Origin of the sequence: Paraburkholderia sp. GAS41, from assembly GCF_050436545.1 — a bacterium.
Classification (GTDB): Bacteria; Pseudomonadota; Gammaproteobacteria; order Burkholderiales; family Burkholderiaceae; genus Paraburkholderia.
Genome location: NZ_JBNDMK010000011.1, coordinates 26,818 through 45,338, shown reverse-complemented (window position 1 = coordinate 45,338; position 18,521 = coordinate 26,818). Strand labels below are relative to the sequence as shown.

Below are 18,521 nucleotides of genomic sequence, written 5' to 3'. Positions count from 1 at the left end.
CGCTCAGGCGCTGAGCGTGACCTTATCGAAATACAGCTGCGCAAGCGCGGTAAAACGCATTCCGTTGACGCCCGCGCGCATCGCGATCAGTTGATCGTAGAAGAACGGAATGATGATCGGCGTTTCGTCGAGCAGCAGCGTCTGGATCTGACCGGAGAGCTTGCGCTGCGAACCGATGTCCACCGCCGCGACGAACTGCGCAACCAGTTGGTCATACTGAGGATTCTTGAAATGCGCGGCGTTCCACGTACCGTTGCTGGTCAGCGGCGCATTCAGGAATACGTTCGGCACGCCACGATGGCCGTAGTCGGTAATGCCGAGCGGCGAATCGAGCCAGTCCGATTTGCCGGGCGTGCCCGCGCCGTAATAGAGCGACTGGCTTTCCACCTTGAGATTGATCCGCACGCCGATCGCTTTCGCCGCGTTCTGCACGACCACTGCGAGATCGGGAATCTCCATGTACTTCTCAGTGGTGAGCGTGACGTCGAAACCATTGGCGACACCGGCTTGCGCGAGCAGTTGCTTTGCCTTGGCAACATCAACCCTGCGTTGCGGCACGCCCGCATCCGACGACGGAAACACCGGCGCAAAGGGGCTGTCGTTGCCGAGTTGCGCCTTGCCGCGAAACAGGCCGCGTACGATCACGTCGCGATCCAGTGACAGCGCCAGCGCCTGGCGCACGCGCTTGTCCTTGAAAAGCGGATCGTCGTTGCGCATGTGAATCTGACGATGCGCGCTCGATTTCACGCCGATCGTCTTGAACTCGGGGTTGTTCATCAGACCCGCGCCGCCCTGCACGGTGAACGTGCCCATCACGTCGGCCTGACGTCCTTGGAGCGCGAGAATCTGCGCCTGCTCGTCGGAGTAGAACGAAAACTCCACGCGTTGCGGCAGCGCCTTTTCGCCCCAGTAGTCTGGGTTACGTACGAACGACGCGCCGACCTTCGGCGTGTACTTGTCGAGCTTGAAGGGACCGGTGCCGATAAAACTCTTTTCGTAATTGCCGGCGTAGTTCGCGGGCAGCACGATGGCGTTGTAATTGTCCGAAGAAACGTAGTACGGGAAGTTGCCGTTCGGCGCGTCGAGGTGGAAGGCGACGGTGTGATCGTCCACGGCCTGAATGCCGCCTTTGGAGAGCACGCCCTTCAGCACGGAGAGCGCCGCCGAGCCGCTCGCCGGGTCGGCGAGGCGGTCGAAGGTAGCGACCACGTCTTTGGCGGTGAACGGCTGGCCGTCGCTGAATTTCACGTTCGGGCGCAGCTTGAAGGTCCAGACGTCGCCCTTGTCGTTCGGCTTCCATGACAGCGCGAGAGCCGGCTTCAGGACCAGTTGCGCGCCGTCGTCGTTGATCAGGAATTCGCCGGTCTGCACCAGCAACGCGAGGCCGCCGGCGTCGGTGACGGTGAGCGGGTCGATCGCGCCGGCCGGCGTCAGATGGGCCACGCGGATGGTCGCGTTCGCGGCGCCAGACGTGCCTTGCGCGCGTGCTTGCGGCGTGGCGAACAGGCCGCCGCCGGCCAGCGACAGGCCAATGACGCTGGCGTAGCGCAGCAGTTCGCGGCGCGACAGACGGCCGGCGAGGAATTCGTCGATCGCGTGATTGCCGTATTGATCGGCGCTGCGGCGTGCAGTGTCGAGCGCGAGGAGTCGGTCCGCGGGAGTCTTCATCGATGGAGTATCCAGTCCGTTCTGATGGGTGCCGCGTGATTGACGCGCGGCAGGGGCGACGGTATTGCGATGGCGAAAAGCCGTTTCAGTGTAAGCGATTGCCTACCGATTCGGAATGTTTGCGGCCGCCGCAGGCTGACCTCGCGCGCTTGACAGGGGCAACCTGTATCGCGCTGACAACGCCTGGCGGGTACCGTATAACACTTGCCGATGCCGCGGCAGAAGAACCGCTGCGTCGGCGACATTTTTGCCGGTGGGCTCAGTGCTCGTGCGGATGCTTGTGAATCGGATCGACCCAGAAGACGGTTTCGGGTGCTTCCACGGCGTCGATGTTCAGATTCACCACGACCGCTTCGTTGTCGCTGCGCACCAGCACGCATTCGAGCGGATCGTCGGTGCTGGCATTGATTTCCTGATGCGGGACGTAAGGCGGCACGAAAATGAAATCGCCGGGTCCGGCCTCGGCGGTGAATTCGAGGTGCTCGCCCCAGCGCATGCGTGCCTGCCCACGCACCACGTAGATCACGCTTTCGAGCGCGCCGTGATGATGTGCGCCGGTCTTCGCGTTCGGGTGGATCGTCACGGTGCCGGCCCAGATTTTCTGCGCGCCGACACGCGCGGCATTGATCGCTGCCGCGCGGTTCATGCCCGGCGTTTGCGCGGTGTTCGAATCGAGCTGATCGCCGCGGATGACCTTGACGCCATGCTCGCGCCAGTCGACCGGTGTGCTTGCATCGGGTGCGGTGGCGTCAGGCTCATGCGAGTGGTCGTGACTGTGATCGTGGTCGTGGCTCATTGCGTGTCTCCTGTCGCTGGCAAAAAAAAGCCCGCTCGCATCGAACGGGCTTCTTCCACAACAACCTTCAGTGCTTATTTCTGCTTCGCATTGATGACCGCTTCCGCGACGTTGTTCGGCGTTTCCGCGTAGTGCTTGAACTCCATCGTGTAGGTCGCGCGACCTTGCGTGGCCGAACGCAGCGACGTGGAATAGCCGAACATTTCCGCGAGCGGCACTTCGGCGCGCACCAGCTTGCCGCCACCCCCGGCGATGTCTTCCATGCCTTGCACGAGCCCGCGACGGCTCGACAAATCGCCCATCACGTTACCCATGAAGTCTTCGGGCGTTTCCACCTCGACGGCCATCATCGGTTCGAGCAGCACCGGCTTGGCCTTGCGCATGGCGTCCTTGAACGCAATCGAACCGGCCATGCGGAACGCGTTTTCGTTCGAGTCGACATCGTGGTACGAACCGAAGGTCAGCGTCACCTTCACGTCCACCACCGGATAGCCTGCCAGCACACCGGCCTTAAGCGTTTCGATAATGCCCTTGTCAACTGCCGGGATGTATTCGCGCGGAATCACGCCACCCTTGATCGCGTCGACGAACTCGTAGCCCTTGCCCTGCGGCGCCGGTTCCAGAGTGATGACCGCGTGACCGTACTGACCGCGACCGCCCGACTGCTTGACGAACTTGCCTTCGACGTCTTCGACCTTGATGCGCACGGTTTCGCGGTACGCCACCTGCGGCTTGCCCACCGTCGCTTCGACGCCGAACTCGCGCTTCATGCGGTCCACGAGAATTTCCAGGTGCAGCTCGCCCATCCCGGAGATGATGGTCTGGCCGGATTCCTCGTCGGTCTGCACGCGGAACGACGGATCTTCCTGAGCGAGGCGGTTCAGGGCGATGCCCATCTTTTCCTGGTCGACCTTGGTCTTCGGCTCGACTGCCTGCGAAATCACCGGCTCAGGGAAGATCATCCGTTCGAGAATGATGACGTTGTTCGGATCGCACAGCGTGTCGCCCGTGGTGGCTTCCTTCAGGCCGACGGCCGCGGCGATGTCGCCCGCGTACACTTCCTTGATTTCCTTGCGCTCGTTCGCGTGCATCTGCAGGATCCGGCCGAGGCGCTCCTTCTTCTCCTTGACCGCGTTGTAGACGGTGTCGCCCGAATTCACCACGCCCGAATACACGCGGAAGAAAATCAGCTGGCCGACGAACGGGTCGGTCATGATCTTGAAGGCGAGCGCCGAGAACGGATCGGTGTCGTTCGGATGACGCTCGATTTCCTGGTCGTGCTCGTCGTGACCCGTGATGGCGGGCACGTCGATCGGCGACGGCAGATAGTCGATCACCGCGTCGAGCATGGCCTGCACGCCCTTGTTCTTGAACGCGCTGCCGCACAGCATCGGCACGATTTCGTTGGCGATGCAGCGCGCACGGATGCCGTGCTTGATTTCCTCTTCGGTCAGCGTTTCGCCGCCCAGATACTTTTCGAGCAGTTCCTCGCTGGCTTCAGCCGCGGCTTCGACCATCTTGTCGTGCCATTCCTTCGCGGTGGCCGCGAGTTCGGCGGGGATGTCCTTGTACTCGAACTTGATGCCCTGGTTCTCTTCGTCCCAGACGATGGCCTTCATCTTGACCAGATCCACCACGCCCTGGAAATGCTCTTCCGCGCCGATCGGAATCTGGATAGGTACGGCGACACCCTTCAGGCGCTCGCCGATCTGCCGCTGCACGCGGAAGAAGTCGGCGCCGACGCGGTCCATCTTGTTGACGAACGCAATGCGCGGCACCTTGTACTTGTTCGCCTGACGCCACACGGTTTCGGACTGCGGCTGCACGCCGCCGACCGAGTCGTACACCATGCACGCGCCGTCGAGCACGCGCATCGAACGTTCGACTTCAATCGTGAAGTCGACGTGACCCGGCGTGTCGATGATGTTGATGCGGTGTTCCGGATAGTTGCCGGCCATGCCCTTCCAGAACGCGGTCGTGGCAGCCGATGTGATCGTGATGCCGCGCTCCTGTTCCTGCTCCATCCAGTCCATCGTCGCCGCACCGTCGTGAACTTCACCGATCTTGTGAGTCACGCCGGTGTAGAACAGGATGCGTTCGGTGGTGGTAGTTTTGCCGGCATCGATGTGAGCGCTGATGCCGATATTCCGGTAGCGCTCGATGGGAGTCTTGCGGGGCACGTGAACCTCCTTGGAGTGTTTCTCTCGCCGGTGATGGGCGTCGCGCGGCGCGCGAAGCCGCCCGGACGATCTCGGTGCTGCTGTAAGACTATAAGCATAGCGCGTGATACCCGCTTTTGCAGGAATCTTGCCAGGCGGGCGTGACGGCCAGCCGGCGGGCGTTGCGGCGGCGTGTACAGGAGCGAAAAAGCCGGCAGCCCGGGAAGGGCGCCGGCTCGAGGCCCGTGCGGGCCTGAAAGGTGAGATTCCGGTGTCGGGCGACCCGGCGGCGCATGGCCGGGCGCGGCCCCGCCGCAGGTGCGCGCTTATTGCGCCGGCGGCAGCCCTTGCATCGTCATGCCGGGCTTGATGCCCTTCGACGCGAACCAGTTCTTGCTCATTTCCAGCGCATAGGCGCCGTTGTTGCGCGGGCAATGGTTGTTGGTGGTTTCGGCGTCCATCTCGTCGATGTCGGTGATCGTGCCGTCGGCGCGGATGAAGGCGATCGACAGCGGGATCAGCGTGTTTTTCATCCAGAAACAGTGCACCGCGTTTTCCTGGAACACGAACAGCATGCCTTCGTTCGGCGCGAGCTTCGTGCGATACATCAGACCTTGCTCGCGATCTGCGTCGGTGCTGGCCACGGCGGCGTCGATGACGAACATGCCGACCGTCAGCTTGGTGCGCTGGAAGTCGCCGGGTTGCTTCGCGCCGGGCGGCATTTCTTGCGCGTAGGCGTTATGGACGGGCGCAAGCGTGAACGAGGCAGCCGCGAGCGGCAACGCAACGGCAAACGCAAAACGCGCCAACAATGAGCGCAGGGAAATTCGCACGGCAGGACTCCAGGCAGGAAATGAACCCGCGCATGTTACGCGAGCGCGTCAAAGCACGTCAAAAACAAAAAGGCAGATCGCCTTGCGGTGATCTGCCTTTCAACGCCGTAAGAACGGCAAGTGCTGCTTGTTCTTGACTGCGTTTTTACGACAAACTTATTCCGAAGCGCCCGAAGCTGCAGCAGCTGCTGCTGCCTTCTTCTTCGATGCCTTCTTGTGCGTTGCCTTCTTCGTGGTCTTCTTTGCCGACGAAGCTGCCGTCGGAGCTGCCGAAGCTGCTTCCGGTGCCGAAGCTTGTGCGAATGCTGCCGTTGCGAAGAGGCCAGCGACCAGAGCGGCGATCAGTTTGTTCATTTTGTGAATCCTCAGCTTTAGTAAAGTAACCAAATGACCCGGTTATATATGAGTCATGTCGGTAAACGTGCCATCCACCTTTCGGTTGACAGCCGCATCAATAATTTTTCGTGACGCGTCTGCTAGCGCTCGGACTCTCTGCACCGACCGCAAAAACGGCTTGTACAAAGGACTTCAAGGCTGAATGCCGGATAGCTTCGGGCGGCATCTGCGTCGAATAACGCGTGAGCTTGCGACGCGGTTGACGTAAATTTTCGGGAATATTTATTCTGGTCTTTTTGAAAAGATCAAAAGCACCGGGTGAATGGCCGGAATGGATTTTCGATGCTTAAAAAATTCATGCAGATACAACGGTTTAGTGGGCGTTTGCCTAAACTTTGTGCATCAGCGTATACCGTCCCATGGTGCTCGTTGAGGCAACTCGAGCGTGGCGCCGGGTTCGAGACCCAGCGCAAAAATATCCAGCGCGCCGATGCCCACGCGGACGAGACGCAAGGTGGGGAAGCCGACTGCCGCCGTCATGCGGCGCACCTGGCGGTTCTTGCCTTCGGTGATGGACAGTTCGATCCAGGCGGTGGGGATCGCCGCGCGATGACGAATTGGCGGATGGCGCGGCCACAGCGTCGCGGGCGGCTCGATCAGTTGCGCGTGACACGGGCGCGTCACATAGTCGCCGAGATCGACACCGCTTGCGAGTTTCGCGAGCGCTGTCTGATCGGGCGCGCCTTCGACCTGCGCCCAATAGCGCTTGACAAGCTTGTGACGAGGTTCGGCAATACGTGCCTGCAGCGCACCGTCGTCGGTGAGCAGCAGCAGGCCTTCGCTATCCGAATCGAGGCGGCCGGCCGGATACACGCCGGGAACCTTGACCCAATCGGCGAGCGATGCGCGCGTTTCGTGCGGTGAGAACTGGCAGATGGTGCCGAACGGTTTGTTGAGAGCAAGGAGGCGCATGCGGAATCCGGCGGGCACTGGCCTGTTTGGCGTATCAGACGGCGCCGGTTGGCGCCCGCTCAACGCCCGTCTGGCCAGGGTCTGTAGCAAATGGCGGGATAATAATGCATAATTCCCCGCATTAAATCTTATGTCTTATATAAGACATAAGACACGAGCGTATTGATGCGGCGTGATTCGAGGCTGCGGACGTTGCCTTGCTTCGCCTCGAAGCCCTGCCGGGTTTGCTGCCGCCAGCGCGCTTCAGCGTGGGCTAGAATAACCGCTCGGCCGCTTGCAGGCGTTCGGCATTGCGCGTAGCGAGGAGCGCCCCCAGTTCCGCAGTTCCCTTCTGCTTCAACCAGAACCATCACTGGAGTCCGATCATGCCATATCAGCACATTAAGGTTCCGACGGGCGGAGACAAGATTACTGTCAACGCAGACTACTCGCTCAATGTTTCTGACCAACCGATCATTCCGTACATCGAAGGCGACGGTACCGGTACCGACATCACGCCGGTCATGATCAAGGTGGTGGACGCGGCGGTCGAGAAAGCCTACGCAGGCAAGAAGAAGATCCACTGGATGGAAGTCTATGCCGGCGAGAAGGCGACCAGGATCTATGGTCCGGACGTGTGGTTGCCGGAAGAAACGCTTGCCGTGGTGAAGGAATATGTGGTGTCGATCAAGGGGCCGTTGACGACCCCGGTAGGCGGCGGCATCCGCTCGCTAAACGTGGCGCTGCGCCAGGAACTCGACCTGTATGTCTGCCTGCGCCCGGTGCAGTACTTCAAGGGCGTGCCTTCGCCGGTGCGTGAACCGGAAAAGACCAACATGGTGATCTTCCGCGAGAACTCGGAAGACATCTACGCGGGCATCGAATGGGCGGCAGGATCGGAACAGGCGAAGAAAGTCATCAAGTTCCTGCGCGAAGAAATGGGCGTGAAGAAGATCCGCTTTCCGGACACCTCGGCTATCGGCGTCAAGCCGGTGTCGCAAGAGGGCACGGAACGCCTCGTGCGCAAGGCGCTGCAGTATGCGATCGACAACGACCGCCGTTCGCTGACGCTGGTGCACAAGGGCAACATCATGAAGTTCACCGAAGGCGCTTTCCGCGACTGGGGTTACGCGCTGGCGCAGAAGGAATTCGGTGCGCAACTGGTGGACGGCGGCCCGTGGATGAAGTTCAAGAATCCGAAGACAGGTAACGACATCGTCGTCAAGGACGTCATTGCCGACGCGTTCCTGCAGCAGATCCTGTTGCGTCCGGCTGAATACGATGTGATCGCCACGTTGAACCTGAACGGCGACTACATTTCGGATGCGCTGGCCGCGCAGGTGGGCGGTATCGGTATTGCGCCGGGTGCCAATCTGTCGGATTCGGTGGCGATGTTCGAAGCCACCCACGGTACGGCGCCGAAGTATGCGGGCAAGGACTATGTGAATCCGGGCTCGGAAATTCTCTCGGCGGAAATGATGCTGCGCCACCTCGGCTGGACCGAAGCGGCGGACACGATCATCAGGTCGATGGAAGCGTCGATTCTGCAAAAGCGCGTCACGTACGACTTCGCGCGTCTGATGGAAGGCGCGACGCAAGTGTCGTGTTCGGGCTTTGGTCAGGTGCTGATCGAAAACATGTGAGCGTGAAGGTTGGCCCGTGCCGGGCCCGTTCGAAAACCCCGGTCGATTCATGGTCGCCGGGGTTTTTTGTTGGCCGTGATGTGGTGTTGTCTGGCCTTGAGCGACCCAGCGTGGAGGCGCGGAGCGTGCGCTAGCGCGAAGGTTTCAGGCGGCCATCGTGTGTGCGGCAAGTTGTCGCACGCAGGGTTCGGCGCTCTATCTTGCAAACACGCCCCCGAGGGCCTGATGGCCGTTTCTCGGCGTCATCCCGTGCGTCCGGACCCGTGTCTCAATACCCTGTACCAAAACAAAAATCATTCGGCATTCTGAATTTCTCCAGTCGAGTCTGATAAGGCGGACTACGACGCTGTCAGTCGTCTTGAAAAGATGTGCGGATAGGCGGCTGGACGTGGTTCGCGTGGTTTCGAATGGTCCCCTCTGATATAAGTTCGCGGCTTTGACAGGTGCGTCGTCTGCGCGGCTTGCGACGGACTACTGGGCGCCGGGGATTCGAGGAGAGCAAATGACGGATGAACAGATTCGCGCGAACGTGTATGTCGCGACACCCAGCTACGGCTCGGTTGTCGCAACGGACTATGTAATTGGCCTCCTTGATTTGCACGAGAGCGCTGCGCATCACGGATTCGGCCTGCAGGTCCACTTCAACAGTTTCGATAGCCTCGTCACGCGCGCTCGTAACACGATGGTCGCCGAGTTTCTTGCGGATAGCCGTTTCACGCATTTGATGTGGATTGACGGAGACATCGGCTTCAAGGGCGCCGACGTGGTGCGGCTTCTGAAGGCAGACCGGCCAGTAGTGGCAGGCGTTTATCCGCTCAAATCGGACGGCTGGCCGCGCGCCGGTTTGTCCGAACCGTTGGCGGCCGGAACCACCAAGGCCGATTTTCAGGCACGTTTCGCAACTTATCCAGCGGTGGCGCGCAGCGGCAATCTGGAGCCCGATGCGGACGGTTTTCTCGATGTTCTCTATGCACCCACTGGCTTCATGTTGATCAGGCGTGAGGTGTTTCGCGCCTTGATCGAGCGCTTTCCGGAACTGCATTGCCGCACTCGCATGCAAGGCCACGACGACGAGAGCGTAGCCGCGTCCCTGCATTATTCGTTTTTCGACACGATGATCGATCCGCAGACACGTGTGTATCTATCTGAAGACTATGCATTCTGTCGGCTTATCGAGCGTATCGGCATTACGCCGGCAGTGGATACGCGTTCGAATTTTTCGCATCAGGGCGTGGCTGTGTTTCATGGCGATCTCGCGCGCAGTCTGAACCTGCAGCGCTCGGCGAGCGGCGGCAAGATGAGATAGACGGGTGCGGTGTGCTCTGCGCTATGATGGATCGTCTGACGACCCGCGCACGCGAGGCGCACCCTCTCTTCCCTCATGATCTGTCTCAGGCGATTCCTCGTCGTGCTTTCGCTTGCTTTGCTAACCATGCAAGGCACGTGGGCGCATGAACGCGTTATGCCTGCAACAGGTGGGCGCATCGCTATGCCGGTGGCGAGCGTCGCAGGTGGTGTGAAGCTGACGCATATCGCGTCCGGTGAGCTGTCCGGATGCGGCGCGACGGTCACGGCCGAGCCACCCTGCGCTGACCACCATGAACATTGTCCCTGCTGCACGACGTCTTGCGGCGTCCATTGCGCGGTCCTGTTGACCGCCTGGCGTTTCGAACCGCGCTCGCTCAATGCCACTCTCCCGCCGACGCTCGCCGAGCCACGGCGTGACGGCCTGACTCACGCGCCTCTGTTGCGGCCGCCAATCGGCTGATCGTTTCCGGCCTCGCTCGTACCTGGCCATCGGTGCGCGACGCTTGCTTACTGGGATGGCCCGCGACGCGGGCCTGGAACGATCACGTGCAGCGGGCAGTGTGCTCTTTGCGCGGTCCTGCAGAGGAAACAATCGATGCTTCGCAGAGAATTTTTTGTTCGCGCGCTGAGTGTGGCCGCAACGTCGTTATTCGGCCGGCAGGCGTTCGCGCAGGACAGTGCGCATGCAATGCACGGCATGTCCGGAATGAGTGGTATGTCAGGCATGCCTGGGATGCCCGGTATGGCGAAAAGCGGCGCACCGGATGCCGGTGCATCCGGTGCCACCGAACTGGCCGCGGACGATGCGTTGCCGTCCGGCGCACCGCTTGCCGCCTTGCGCACGCTTGTCAACGAAAGCCACGAGCCCGGCCAGTTCCGCGCCACGCTGGTCGCGCAACCGGTTCGACATACGCTCTTGCCCGGCCACCCGACGACTTTCTGGCTATATGGACAGGACGGTGATCCACTCGACCCAGCGGCACTGCAAGGCCAGGTGGTGGGGCCGCTGATCGACGTGCGCGAGGGGGAGACGGTCGAGATCCGCTTCGTGAACCGCCTGCCGCAGCCGTCGACGATTCACTGGCACGGCCTGCCCGTGCCGCCCGATCAGGACGGCAATCCCTCCGATCCGGTCGCGCCGGGGGCTTCGCGCGTGTACCGCTTTACCCTGCCACCTGGCAGTGCCGGCACCTACTGGTATCACCCGCATCCGCACGGAATGTCGGCCGAACAGGTATTTCGCGGACTCGCGGGTCCGATCGTGGTTCGCGCTCCCGCCGATCCGCTCGCCGGCTGGCCCGAGCGCCACGTGTTCTTCTCCGATCTGAAGCTCGCGAGCGACGGCGCGATTGCGCCGAGCGGCATGATGGACTGGATGAACGGCCGCGAGGGGCAGTTCGTGCTGGTCAATGGTGCGCGTCGCCCGCTCATCGTGGTGGCTGAGGATGAACGCTGGCGCGTGTGGAACGCCTGTAACGCCCGCTATTTGCGGTTGTCGCTGGGTGGCGGGCGCACTTTCGTTCAGGTTGGCACCGACGGAGGCCTGCTGCAGCGGCCACGTGACGGGCTGGCGGAGTTGTTGCTGGCGCCCGGCGAGCGGGCCGAGTTGATTGTGCCGAGTGGGGCAGGGGCGCAGGCGTCTCAGCCGGCGTCATCCGGATCGTCCACGCGGCCTGCATCGTCTGCGCGCGCGATTCTGAGCGCCGAGGTCTACGATCGCCGGAAAATGGCGATGTCACACGGCAGTCTGCCGCCCGATCCGGCCCAACCGCTTGCCGACCTCCAGTTCGAACCGCCCGACGCGCCCACTGCCGCCCGAGCGATTCCCGCCACGCTGCGCGAAATCCACCCGCTCGGTGCGCCGGTGGCGCAACAGTCCGTGGTGTTCTCCGAGCAGATGGACATGGCCGCGATGCACAGCAAGGCGAAGTCTCGCAGCGGCATGCCGGCCGGCATGGTGTTCATGATCAATGGCGCGACCTTCGATCCGCGGCGCGTCACACTGACGAGTCGCCATGGCGAGGTCGAACGCTGGTCGATAGAAAACCGCACGGACATGGATCACCCGTTCCATCTGCACGGCACGCAATTTCAGGTACTGGAGCGGGAGCAGAACGGCGCGAGAACCGCTGAGCCTTATCTGGCATGGCGCGACACCGTCAACGTGGAGCCCGGGGAAACGGTGCGTATCGCCACGGTTCAGCAGCAGGCCGGCGACCGGATGTTCCACTGCCACATCCTCGAGCACGAGGATCTCGGCATGATGGGCACGCTCAGAGTGGTGTGAAGGCGGCTGGTGCGCAGGGTTAGGCGCGAGGCAGGTGCTACGGTACGCACGCGGCGCGTCCCAGAACGAAAAAACCCGGCACGAAGCCGGGTTTTCAGGGTCCGGGTATCGAGCAAACTCAGGCGGCGGCCTGGATGTTCGATGCCTGCTTGCCTTTGGGGCCTTGCACGACCTCAAAGCTGACCTTCTGACCTTCCTTCAGGGTTTTGAACCCATTCATCTGGATGGCCGAAAAGTGTGCAAACAGATCCTCACCGCCTTCGTCGGGCGTAATGAATCCGAAACCTTTCGCGTCATTGAACCATTTGACCGTACCAGTTGACATACCTACTTCCCCTGTAACTCATGACACCACCACGAGCCCTCGAAAAGCTTGGCGGTCGCAATAGCAGCCGCCCCCTCCTCACAAGCTCACCATCGGCATTTTTTCGAATTTGTGGCTGACTGAAAAAAGTGCCAGCTTGATTGTTGAGGCTCTTAATTCGAGTGTCAAGAAAATTTTGAGACGGGCAATCGGGCGTTGCAAACAGCACATTTCCAGGGTTTTTCCCGCTTTTCTTATGTGCGGTGGCGCAAGCGTCGCGTCTTGAAAAGTCGCATAATCGACTCACATGGTGTTCAGCGGGCCGGTACTCCCGCGAGTCTCACGTATCGGGATCAGACGGCGCGTGAACGCCCGAACCTGGCGCATCGAGCGAGTCTCTGGAAGCCAGCGGACTCGGGGTGTTCCGGATTTTCCCTGGAGGCGTCGCGCACCGTCTCAGCTTGCTGTGGCAGGTTGTGCGATACTCGATCCAACTGCACTGCAACAGCAGCAGCAACGAGATTCCTGAAGGGCCGGCTCCGCAATCGGCTCCGTGCAAGGCGCACGCGTGACAGGCAGTGCCGTCATGTGGAGGCGAATGGGAACACCGGCCGGCCGGTCGGGTTTTGACAGGATTGCGGGCCTGTCCGAGTTGTTTAGAATGGGTGTATGGCAATTATCCCGGACAAGCAGGACGGCACCGTACTGGAGCGGCAGGAAAAAAAGCTGAAGCCGCCAGCCATGTACAAAGTAGTGCTGTTGAACGACGACTTCACGCCAATGGAATTTGTCGTGATGGTCGTGCAGGAATACTTCAATAAAGATCGTGAAACCGCAACGCAGATTATGCTGAAGGTGCATCGCGAGGGCAGGGGAGTTTGTGGGGTCTATACGCGGGACATCGCGTCGACCAAAGTCGAGCAAGTCGTTACCCACGCACGGCAGGCCGGGCATCCGCTGCAGTGTGTGATGGAGGAAGCATGATTGCCCAGGAACTGGAAGTCAGCTTGCACATGGCGTTTATGGAAGCACGCCAGGCGCGGCACGAGTTCATTACGGTCGAGCATCTTTTACTGGCCCTGTTGGACAATCCGACGGCCGCTGAGGTGTTGCGCGCGTGCGCGGCCAACATTGAAGATCTGCGCCAGAACCTGCGCAACTTCATTCATGACAACACGCCAACCGTGCCTGGCACGGACGACGTCGACACGCAGCCCACGCTGGGTTTCCAGCGCGTGATCCAGCGTGCCATCATGCATGTGCAGTCCACCTCGAATGGCAAGAAGGAAGTGACCGGCGCGAATGTGCTTGTCGCGATCTTCGGCGAAAAGGATTCGCACGCGGTCTACTACCTGCAACAGCAGGGTGTGACGCGCCTGGACGTGGTGAACTTCATCTCGCACGGCATTGCCAAGACCAGCAGCACCGACGCCGCCAAGGCGAGCGATGCGAACGCCGAGTCCGACGAAGCTGCCGCGCAGAAAGAAACGCCGCTCGCGCAGTTCACGCAGAACCTGAACCAGATGGCGAAGGACGGCCGCATCGACCCGTTGATCGGGCGCGAGTCGGAAGTCGAACGCGTGGTCCAGGTGTTGTGCCGCCGCCGCAAGAACAATCCGCTACTGGTCGGTGAGGCTGGCGTCGGCAAGACGGCCATCGCCGAAGGGCTCGCCTGGCGCATTACGCGCGGCGAAGTGCCGGATATTCTGGCTGACGCTCAGGTGTACTCGCTCGACATGGGCGCGTTGCTGGCCGGCACCAAATACCGTGGCGATTTCGAACAGCGTCTGAAGACGGTTCTGAAGGAACTGAAGGAGCGTCCGCATGCGATCCTGTTCATCGACGAAATTCATACGCTGATCGGCGCAGGTGCTGCGTCGGGCGGCACGCTGGACGCGTCGAACCTGCTGAAGCCGGCGCTGTCGTCGGGTACGCTCAAGTGCATCGGCGCCACCACGTTCACGGAATACCGCGGCATCTTCGAAAAAGATGCCGCCCTGTCGCGCCGCTTCCAGAAAGTGGATGTGACCGAGCCGACCGTCGAGCAGACGGTGGCGATCCTGCGTGGCCTGAAGTCGCGTTTCGAAGAACACCATGGCGTGAAGTACTCGTCGGGTGCGCTGTCGGCGGCGGCTGAGCTGTCGGCGCGTTTCATCACGGATCGTCATTTGCCGGACAAGGCAATCGACGTGATCGACGAAGCTGGCGCAGCACAACGCATCCTGCCGAAGTCGAAGCAGAAGAAGACCATCGGCAAGGGCGAGATCGAGGAAATTATCTCGAAGATCGCGCGTGTGCCGCCGCAAAGCGTGTCGCAAGACGATCGCAGCAAGCTGCAAACGCTGGACCGCGACCTGAAGAGCGTGGTGTTCGGGCAAGACCCGGCCATCGACGCGCTGTCGGCCGCGATCAAGATGGCGCGTGCAGGCCTCGGCAAGCTGGACAAGCCGATCGGCGCATTCCTGTTCTCCGGTCCGACCGGTGTCGGCAAGACCGAAGTGGCCAAGCAACTGGCGTTCACGCTGGGTATTGAGCTGATCCGCTTCGACATGTCGGAGTATATGGAGCGTCATGCGGTGAGCCGGTTGATCGGCGCGCCGCCGGGCTATGTCGGTTTCGACCAGGGCGGTCTGCTGACCGAAGCCGTGACCAAGAAACCGCATTGCGTGCTGCTGCTCGACGAAATCGAAAAAGCGCATCCGGACATCTACAACGTGCTGCTGCAGGTGATGGACCACGGCACGCTGACGGACAACAACGGTCGCAAGGCAGATTTCCGCAACGTCATCATCATCATGACGACGAACGCGGGTGCCGAGGCCATGGGCAAATCGGTTATCGGCTTCACCACGCGCCGCGAAACCGGCGACGAAATGGTCGATATCAAGCGGATGTTCACGCCGGAGTTCCGTAACCGTCTGGACGCAACCATCAGCTTCCGCTCGCTCGATGAGGAGATCATCATGCGCGTGGTCGACAAGTTCCTGATGCAGCTGGAAGATCAGTTGCATGAGAAGAAGGTCGATGCACTCTTCACCGACGCGCTGCGCAAGCATCTGGCGAAGCACGGTTTCGATCCGCTGATGGGCGCGCGTCCGATGCAGCGTCTGATCCAGGACACGATCCGTCGTGCGCTGGCGGATGAACTGCTGTTCGGCAAACTGATGAGCGGCGGCCGCGTCACGGTCGACGTGGATGCGGAAGACAAGGTGCAGCTGACGTTCGACGAACAGCCGGCACCGCGCAATCCGAATCCGGAAGCGGTTGAAGTGGAGTAAGCGTTCAGCACTTCCTAGCTGGTCAGGCAAAACAAAACGGCACGGGCCTTATAGGTCCGCGCCGTTTTTTATTGCGCTTCGTCTACCAAGCGCGCGGTTGCATATGTCGTACTGTCAGTGCAAAACAGTGGCACCCACTGCCACAGCCACCGCCAAGCACACGCGCTTCAAAAACCTCTTTAGTGCTTGCCGGTGCTGCCGAAACCACCCGCGCCGCGTTCGCTCTGCTCGAAATCGTCGACGATATTGAATTCCGCCTGCACGACCGGCACGATCACGAGTTGCGCGAGCCGCTCCATCGGATTCAACGTGAACGTGGTCTGGCCGCGATTCCATGTCGAGATCATCAGTTGCCCCTGGTAATCCGAGTCGATCAGCCCCACCAGATTTCCCAGCACGATGCCGTGCTTGTGTCCCAGACCCGAACGCGGCAGGATCAACGCCGCATAACCCGGATCGCCCACGTGGATCGCCAGACCCGTCGGCACCAGCGCCGTTTGACCGGGCGCAAGCGTCAGCGGTTCGTCGAGGCATGCGCGCAGATCGAGGCCGGCGCTACCGGTCGTGGCGTAGGCCGGGAGTTGTTCGCGCATGCGCGCGTCGAGAATCTTCAGGTCGAGTTTCATGCAGTTCGAATCAATGAGGGATAAGTAGAGGTAAAAAAGCCAGCATGGCGTTAGCGCCCAAGCTGGAACGCGTCGGCAAGGAGTTCGTAGGAACGCAGCCGTGCGCGGTAGCTGCCGGCCACGGTCAGCACCACCAGTTCGTCAGCCTGGAATTGCTCCTGCAACGCGAGCATGCGCTCGGTGACCCGCTCCGGCGTGCCGACGATACTGCGTGGCTTCTCGCGATCGATCACGAGCTTCTCGCGCTCGCCGTACTCCTGGGCGACGCCCTGCTCGATGGTGGGAATCGGCGCATTCAGGCCATAGGCCATCTGCACGCGGCGCAGATCGACGGCTTTCTCCAGATCGGCTGCTTCCTGTTCGGTGTCGGCGCAGATCACGAACACTGCCGCGGCCAGATAGGGCTGCGCTTCGTTGCCGGCTTTGAAGCGATCGCGATACGCGTGCGCTACGGTATGACCGAAATGCGCGTTGATGAAATGCGCGAACGCGAAGCGGATTCCGAGTTGTGCGGCCAGCAGGCCGCCAAATTCGCTCGAACCAAGCATCCACAACTGTGGACGGGTCTCGACCTGCGGCTGCAACAGCACGCCTTGCGCGACGTGATCGGCGGGCAGCGTACCGTTCATCAGTCCGACCAGATCGGCGACCTGCTGCGGGAAAATATCGCCGCGGTTGTAGTCGCCGGCAGCGACAGCCTGCGCGGTCCGCATATCGCTGCCCGGTGCGCGGCCGACTCCGAGGTCGATGCGATTCGGAAACAGCGCTTCGAGCATCATGAACTGCTCGGCGACCTTGAATGGGCTGTAGTACGGCAGCATCACACCGCCGGAGCCGAGACGAATCCGCTGGGTCACGCTGCCGAGCCGCGCCAGCATGACCTCGGGGCAGGGATTCGATACGCCGCGCAGCCCGTGATGTTCGGCGCACCAGTAGCGGGTGTAGCCGAGATCGTCGGCGAGTTGTGCGAGTTCGACGGTGGCGGCGATCGCGTCCGCCACCGAGTGCCCGTCGATCACGGGCGTTTGATCGAGCACGGAAAGTAGCGTCATGACAGTACTGCTCCTGGGTCACTCAAGGTTCCGGCAAGCCGGCCGCCTGGTTGCGCGCTCGTTACCGGATCAAACTAGCATCGGGCAAGCGCTTCGCGATTTCGGCAATCAATGCGCTCGCGAGCGCCTGCTTGTCCGCCCGAGGCAGCCTGGTGGCACCGCCTGCTTCGAACAGGACGACTTCGTTGTCGTCCTGACCAAAGGTGAGCGGACCCAGATTGCCGATCAGAAGCGGCACCTTCTTGCGCAGGCGTTTTTCTTCGCCGTGGACTTCGAGGTCGCCGCTTTCCGCCGCAAAACCGACGCAGAACGGCGGGTGAGGCAGTTTCGCGACCGCAGCCAGAATGTCCGGATTTTCGACGAAGCTGAACGTGGGTATGGCGCGCTCAGCGGTCTTCTTGATCTTGTGTTCGCTCACATGATCGATGCGCCAGTCGGCCACCGCCGCCACGCCGATAAAGATGTCGTAATCGGGCACCGCGCGCATCACGGCGTCGTGCATCTGCTGCGCCGTTTGCACGTCTTCGCGAAACACGCCCCACGGCGTCTCCAGCGCAACCGGGCCGGCCACCAGATGCACGTCAGCGCCTGCTTGCTGGGCGGCACGCGCCAGCGCAAAGCCCATCTTGCCGCTCGAACGGTTGGTGAGACCGCGCACCGGATCCAGCGGTTCGAAGGTCGGCCCGGCGGTCAGCAGCACGCGGCGACCGGCAAGGATCTTCGGCTGGAAGAACGAAGCGATCGCCTCGTAGGTGGCGGCGGCTTCAAGCATGCGGCCGTCGCCGACTTCACCGCACGCCTGCGGACCGGAATCCGGCCCGAGCACTTCGATGCCGTCGGCGCGCAGTTGCGCGACGTTGCGCTGCGTGGCCGGGTTTTGCCACATCTGCCGGTTCATCGCGGGCACGACCAGCAGCGGACAATCGCGCGCGACGCATAGCGTTGAGAGCAGGTCGTCGGCCATGCCGTGCGCCAGCTTGGCGAGGAAATCGGTCGACGCCGGCGCAATCACGATCGCATCGGCTTCACGCGACAGATCGATGTGCGCCATGTTGTTCGGCACACGCGCGTCCCACTGGCTCGTGTAGACCGGACGGCCCGACAGCGCCTGCATCGTGACGGGCGTGATGAATTGCGTCGCCGCTTCGGTCATGACGACCTGCACGCTCGCACCTGCCTTGGTCAGCAGGCGCGTGAGTTCGGCGATCTTGTAGCAGGCAATCCCGCCGGAGAGGCCGAGGACGAGATGTTTTCCTGCGAGTTCTGCGGTTGCCAACGAA

Annotated in this window: 15 protein-coding genes; 5 read left to right on the top strand and 10 right to left on the bottom strand. The window is 61.6% G+C overall.

What is annotated here, in order from left to right; all coding sequences use genetic code 11:
- Positions 1 to 3: 3 nt before the first annotated feature.
- The 6 genes from P3T43_RS16825 to P3T43_RS16800 form a co-directional block, all read right to left on the bottom strand.
- Entirely contained in the window at positions 4 to 1,668 is a 1,665-nt protein-coding gene (locus tag P3T43_RS16825) for an ABC transporter substrate-binding protein (protein ID WP_429282168.1), read from the bottom strand.
- 259 nt (positions 1,669 to 1,927) lie between these two features.
- Positions 1,928 to 2,464: a cupin domain-containing protein gene (locus tag P3T43_RS16820; RefSeq protein ID WP_429282167.1), complete on the bottom strand. Its 537-nt coding sequence runs from the start codon at positions 2,462 to 2,464 to the stop codon at positions 1,928 to 1,930.
- Positions 2,465 to 2,538: 74 nt separating this feature from the next.
- Complete coding sequence (fusA, locus tag P3T43_RS16815; protein ID WP_429282166.1) at positions 2,539 to 4,644, bottom strand: elongation factor G; 2,106 nt, start codon at positions 4,642 to 4,644, stop codon at positions 2,539 to 2,541.
- 305 nt (positions 4,645 to 4,949) lie between these two features.
- Complete coding sequence (locus P3T43_RS16810; RefSeq protein WP_429282165.1) at positions 4,950 to 5,456, bottom strand: DUF192 domain-containing protein; 507 nt, start codon at positions 5,454 to 5,456, stop codon at positions 4,950 to 4,952.
- A gap of 156 nt (positions 5,457 to 5,612) precedes the next feature.
- Entirely contained in the window at positions 5,613 to 5,810 is a 198-nt protein-coding gene (locus P3T43_RS16805) for a hypothetical protein (protein ID WP_429282164.1), read from the bottom strand.
- Positions 5,811 to 6,194: 384 nt separating this feature from the next.
- Positions 6,195 to 6,764 carry a pseudouridine synthase gene (locus P3T43_RS16800; protein WP_429282163.1) on the bottom strand — a complete coding sequence of 190 codons (570 nt, stop codon included), beginning with the start codon at positions 6,762 to 6,764 and terminating at the stop codon, positions 6,195 to 6,197.
- Positions 6,765 to 7,129: 365 nt separating this feature from the next.
- Between P3T43_RS16800 and icd the strand changes: the two genes are divergently transcribed.
- The 3 genes from icd (at position 7,130) to P3T43_RS16785 (ending at position 11,981) form a co-directional block, all read left to right on the top strand.
- Positions 7,130 to 8,386 (top strand): NADP-dependent isocitrate dehydrogenase, encoded by a 1,257-nt coding sequence (icd, locus tag P3T43_RS16795; protein WP_429282162.1) that lies wholly within the window; start codon positions 7,130 to 7,132, stop codon positions 8,384 to 8,386.
- A 502-nt stretch (positions 8,387 to 8,888) separates the two neighbouring features.
- On the top strand, positions 8,889 to 9,692 hold the full coding sequence (locus P3T43_RS16790) for a hypothetical protein (RefSeq protein ID WP_429282161.1): 804 nt from the start codon (positions 8,889 to 8,891) through the stop codon (positions 9,690 to 9,692).
- A 597-nt stretch (positions 9,693 to 10,289) separates the two neighbouring features.
- Positions 10,290 to 11,981, top strand: coding sequence for a multicopper oxidase family protein (locus P3T43_RS16785; RefSeq protein ID WP_429282160.1), 1,692 nt, complete (start codon positions 10,290 to 10,292; stop codon positions 11,979 to 11,981).
- 118 nt (positions 11,982 to 12,099) lie between these two features.
- Here P3T43_RS16785 and cspD read toward each other — a convergent pair whose 3' ends face one another.
- The gene (cspD, locus tag P3T43_RS16780) at positions 12,100 to 12,306 is read right to left on the bottom strand and encodes a cold shock domain-containing protein CspD (protein WP_091011243.1); all 207 of its coding nucleotides are present in this window, start codon (positions 12,304 to 12,306) and stop codon (positions 12,100 to 12,102) included.
- A gap of 648 nt (positions 12,307 to 12,954) precedes the next feature.
- Between cspD and clpS the strand changes: the two genes are divergently transcribed.
- Positions 12,955 to 13,269, top strand: coding sequence for an ATP-dependent Clp protease adapter ClpS (gene clpS, locus P3T43_RS16775; protein WP_144163064.1), 315 nt, complete (start codon positions 12,955 to 12,957; stop codon positions 13,267 to 13,269).
- The gene (gene clpA, locus P3T43_RS16770) at positions 13,266 to 15,563 is read left to right on the top strand and encodes an ATP-dependent Clp protease ATP-binding subunit ClpA (RefSeq protein WP_429282159.1); all 2,298 of its coding nucleotides are present in this window, start codon (positions 13,266 to 13,268) and stop codon (positions 15,561 to 15,563) included. The genes clpS and clpA overlap by 4 nt, the downstream gene beginning before the upstream one ends.
- A 179-nt stretch (positions 15,564 to 15,742) precedes the next feature.
- Here the strand turns inward: clpA and dut are convergent, their stop codons facing one another.
- The 3 genes from dut to coaBC all read right to left on the bottom strand — a co-directional run bounded on the left by dut (position 15,743) and on the right by coaBC (position 18,517).
- Positions 15,743 to 16,189: a dUTP diphosphatase gene (gene dut / locus P3T43_RS16765; RefSeq protein ID WP_429282158.1), complete on the bottom strand. Its 447-nt coding sequence runs from the start codon at positions 16,187 to 16,189 to the stop codon at positions 15,743 to 15,745.
- 50 nt (positions 16,190 to 16,239) lie between these two features.
- On the bottom strand, positions 16,240 to 17,241 hold the full coding sequence (locus P3T43_RS16760; protein WP_429282157.1) for an LLM class flavin-dependent oxidoreductase: 1,002 nt from the start codon (positions 17,239 to 17,241) through the stop codon (positions 16,240 to 16,242).
- A 61-nt stretch (positions 17,242 to 17,302) separates the two neighbouring features.
- A complete protein-coding gene (gene coaBC / locus P3T43_RS16755; protein WP_429282156.1) occupies positions 17,303 to 18,517 on the bottom strand; it encodes a bifunctional phosphopantothenoylcysteine decarboxylase/phosphopantothenate--cysteine ligase CoaBC in 1,215 nt (404 codons plus the stop codon).
- Positions 18,518 to 18,521: the final 4 nt, after the last annotated feature.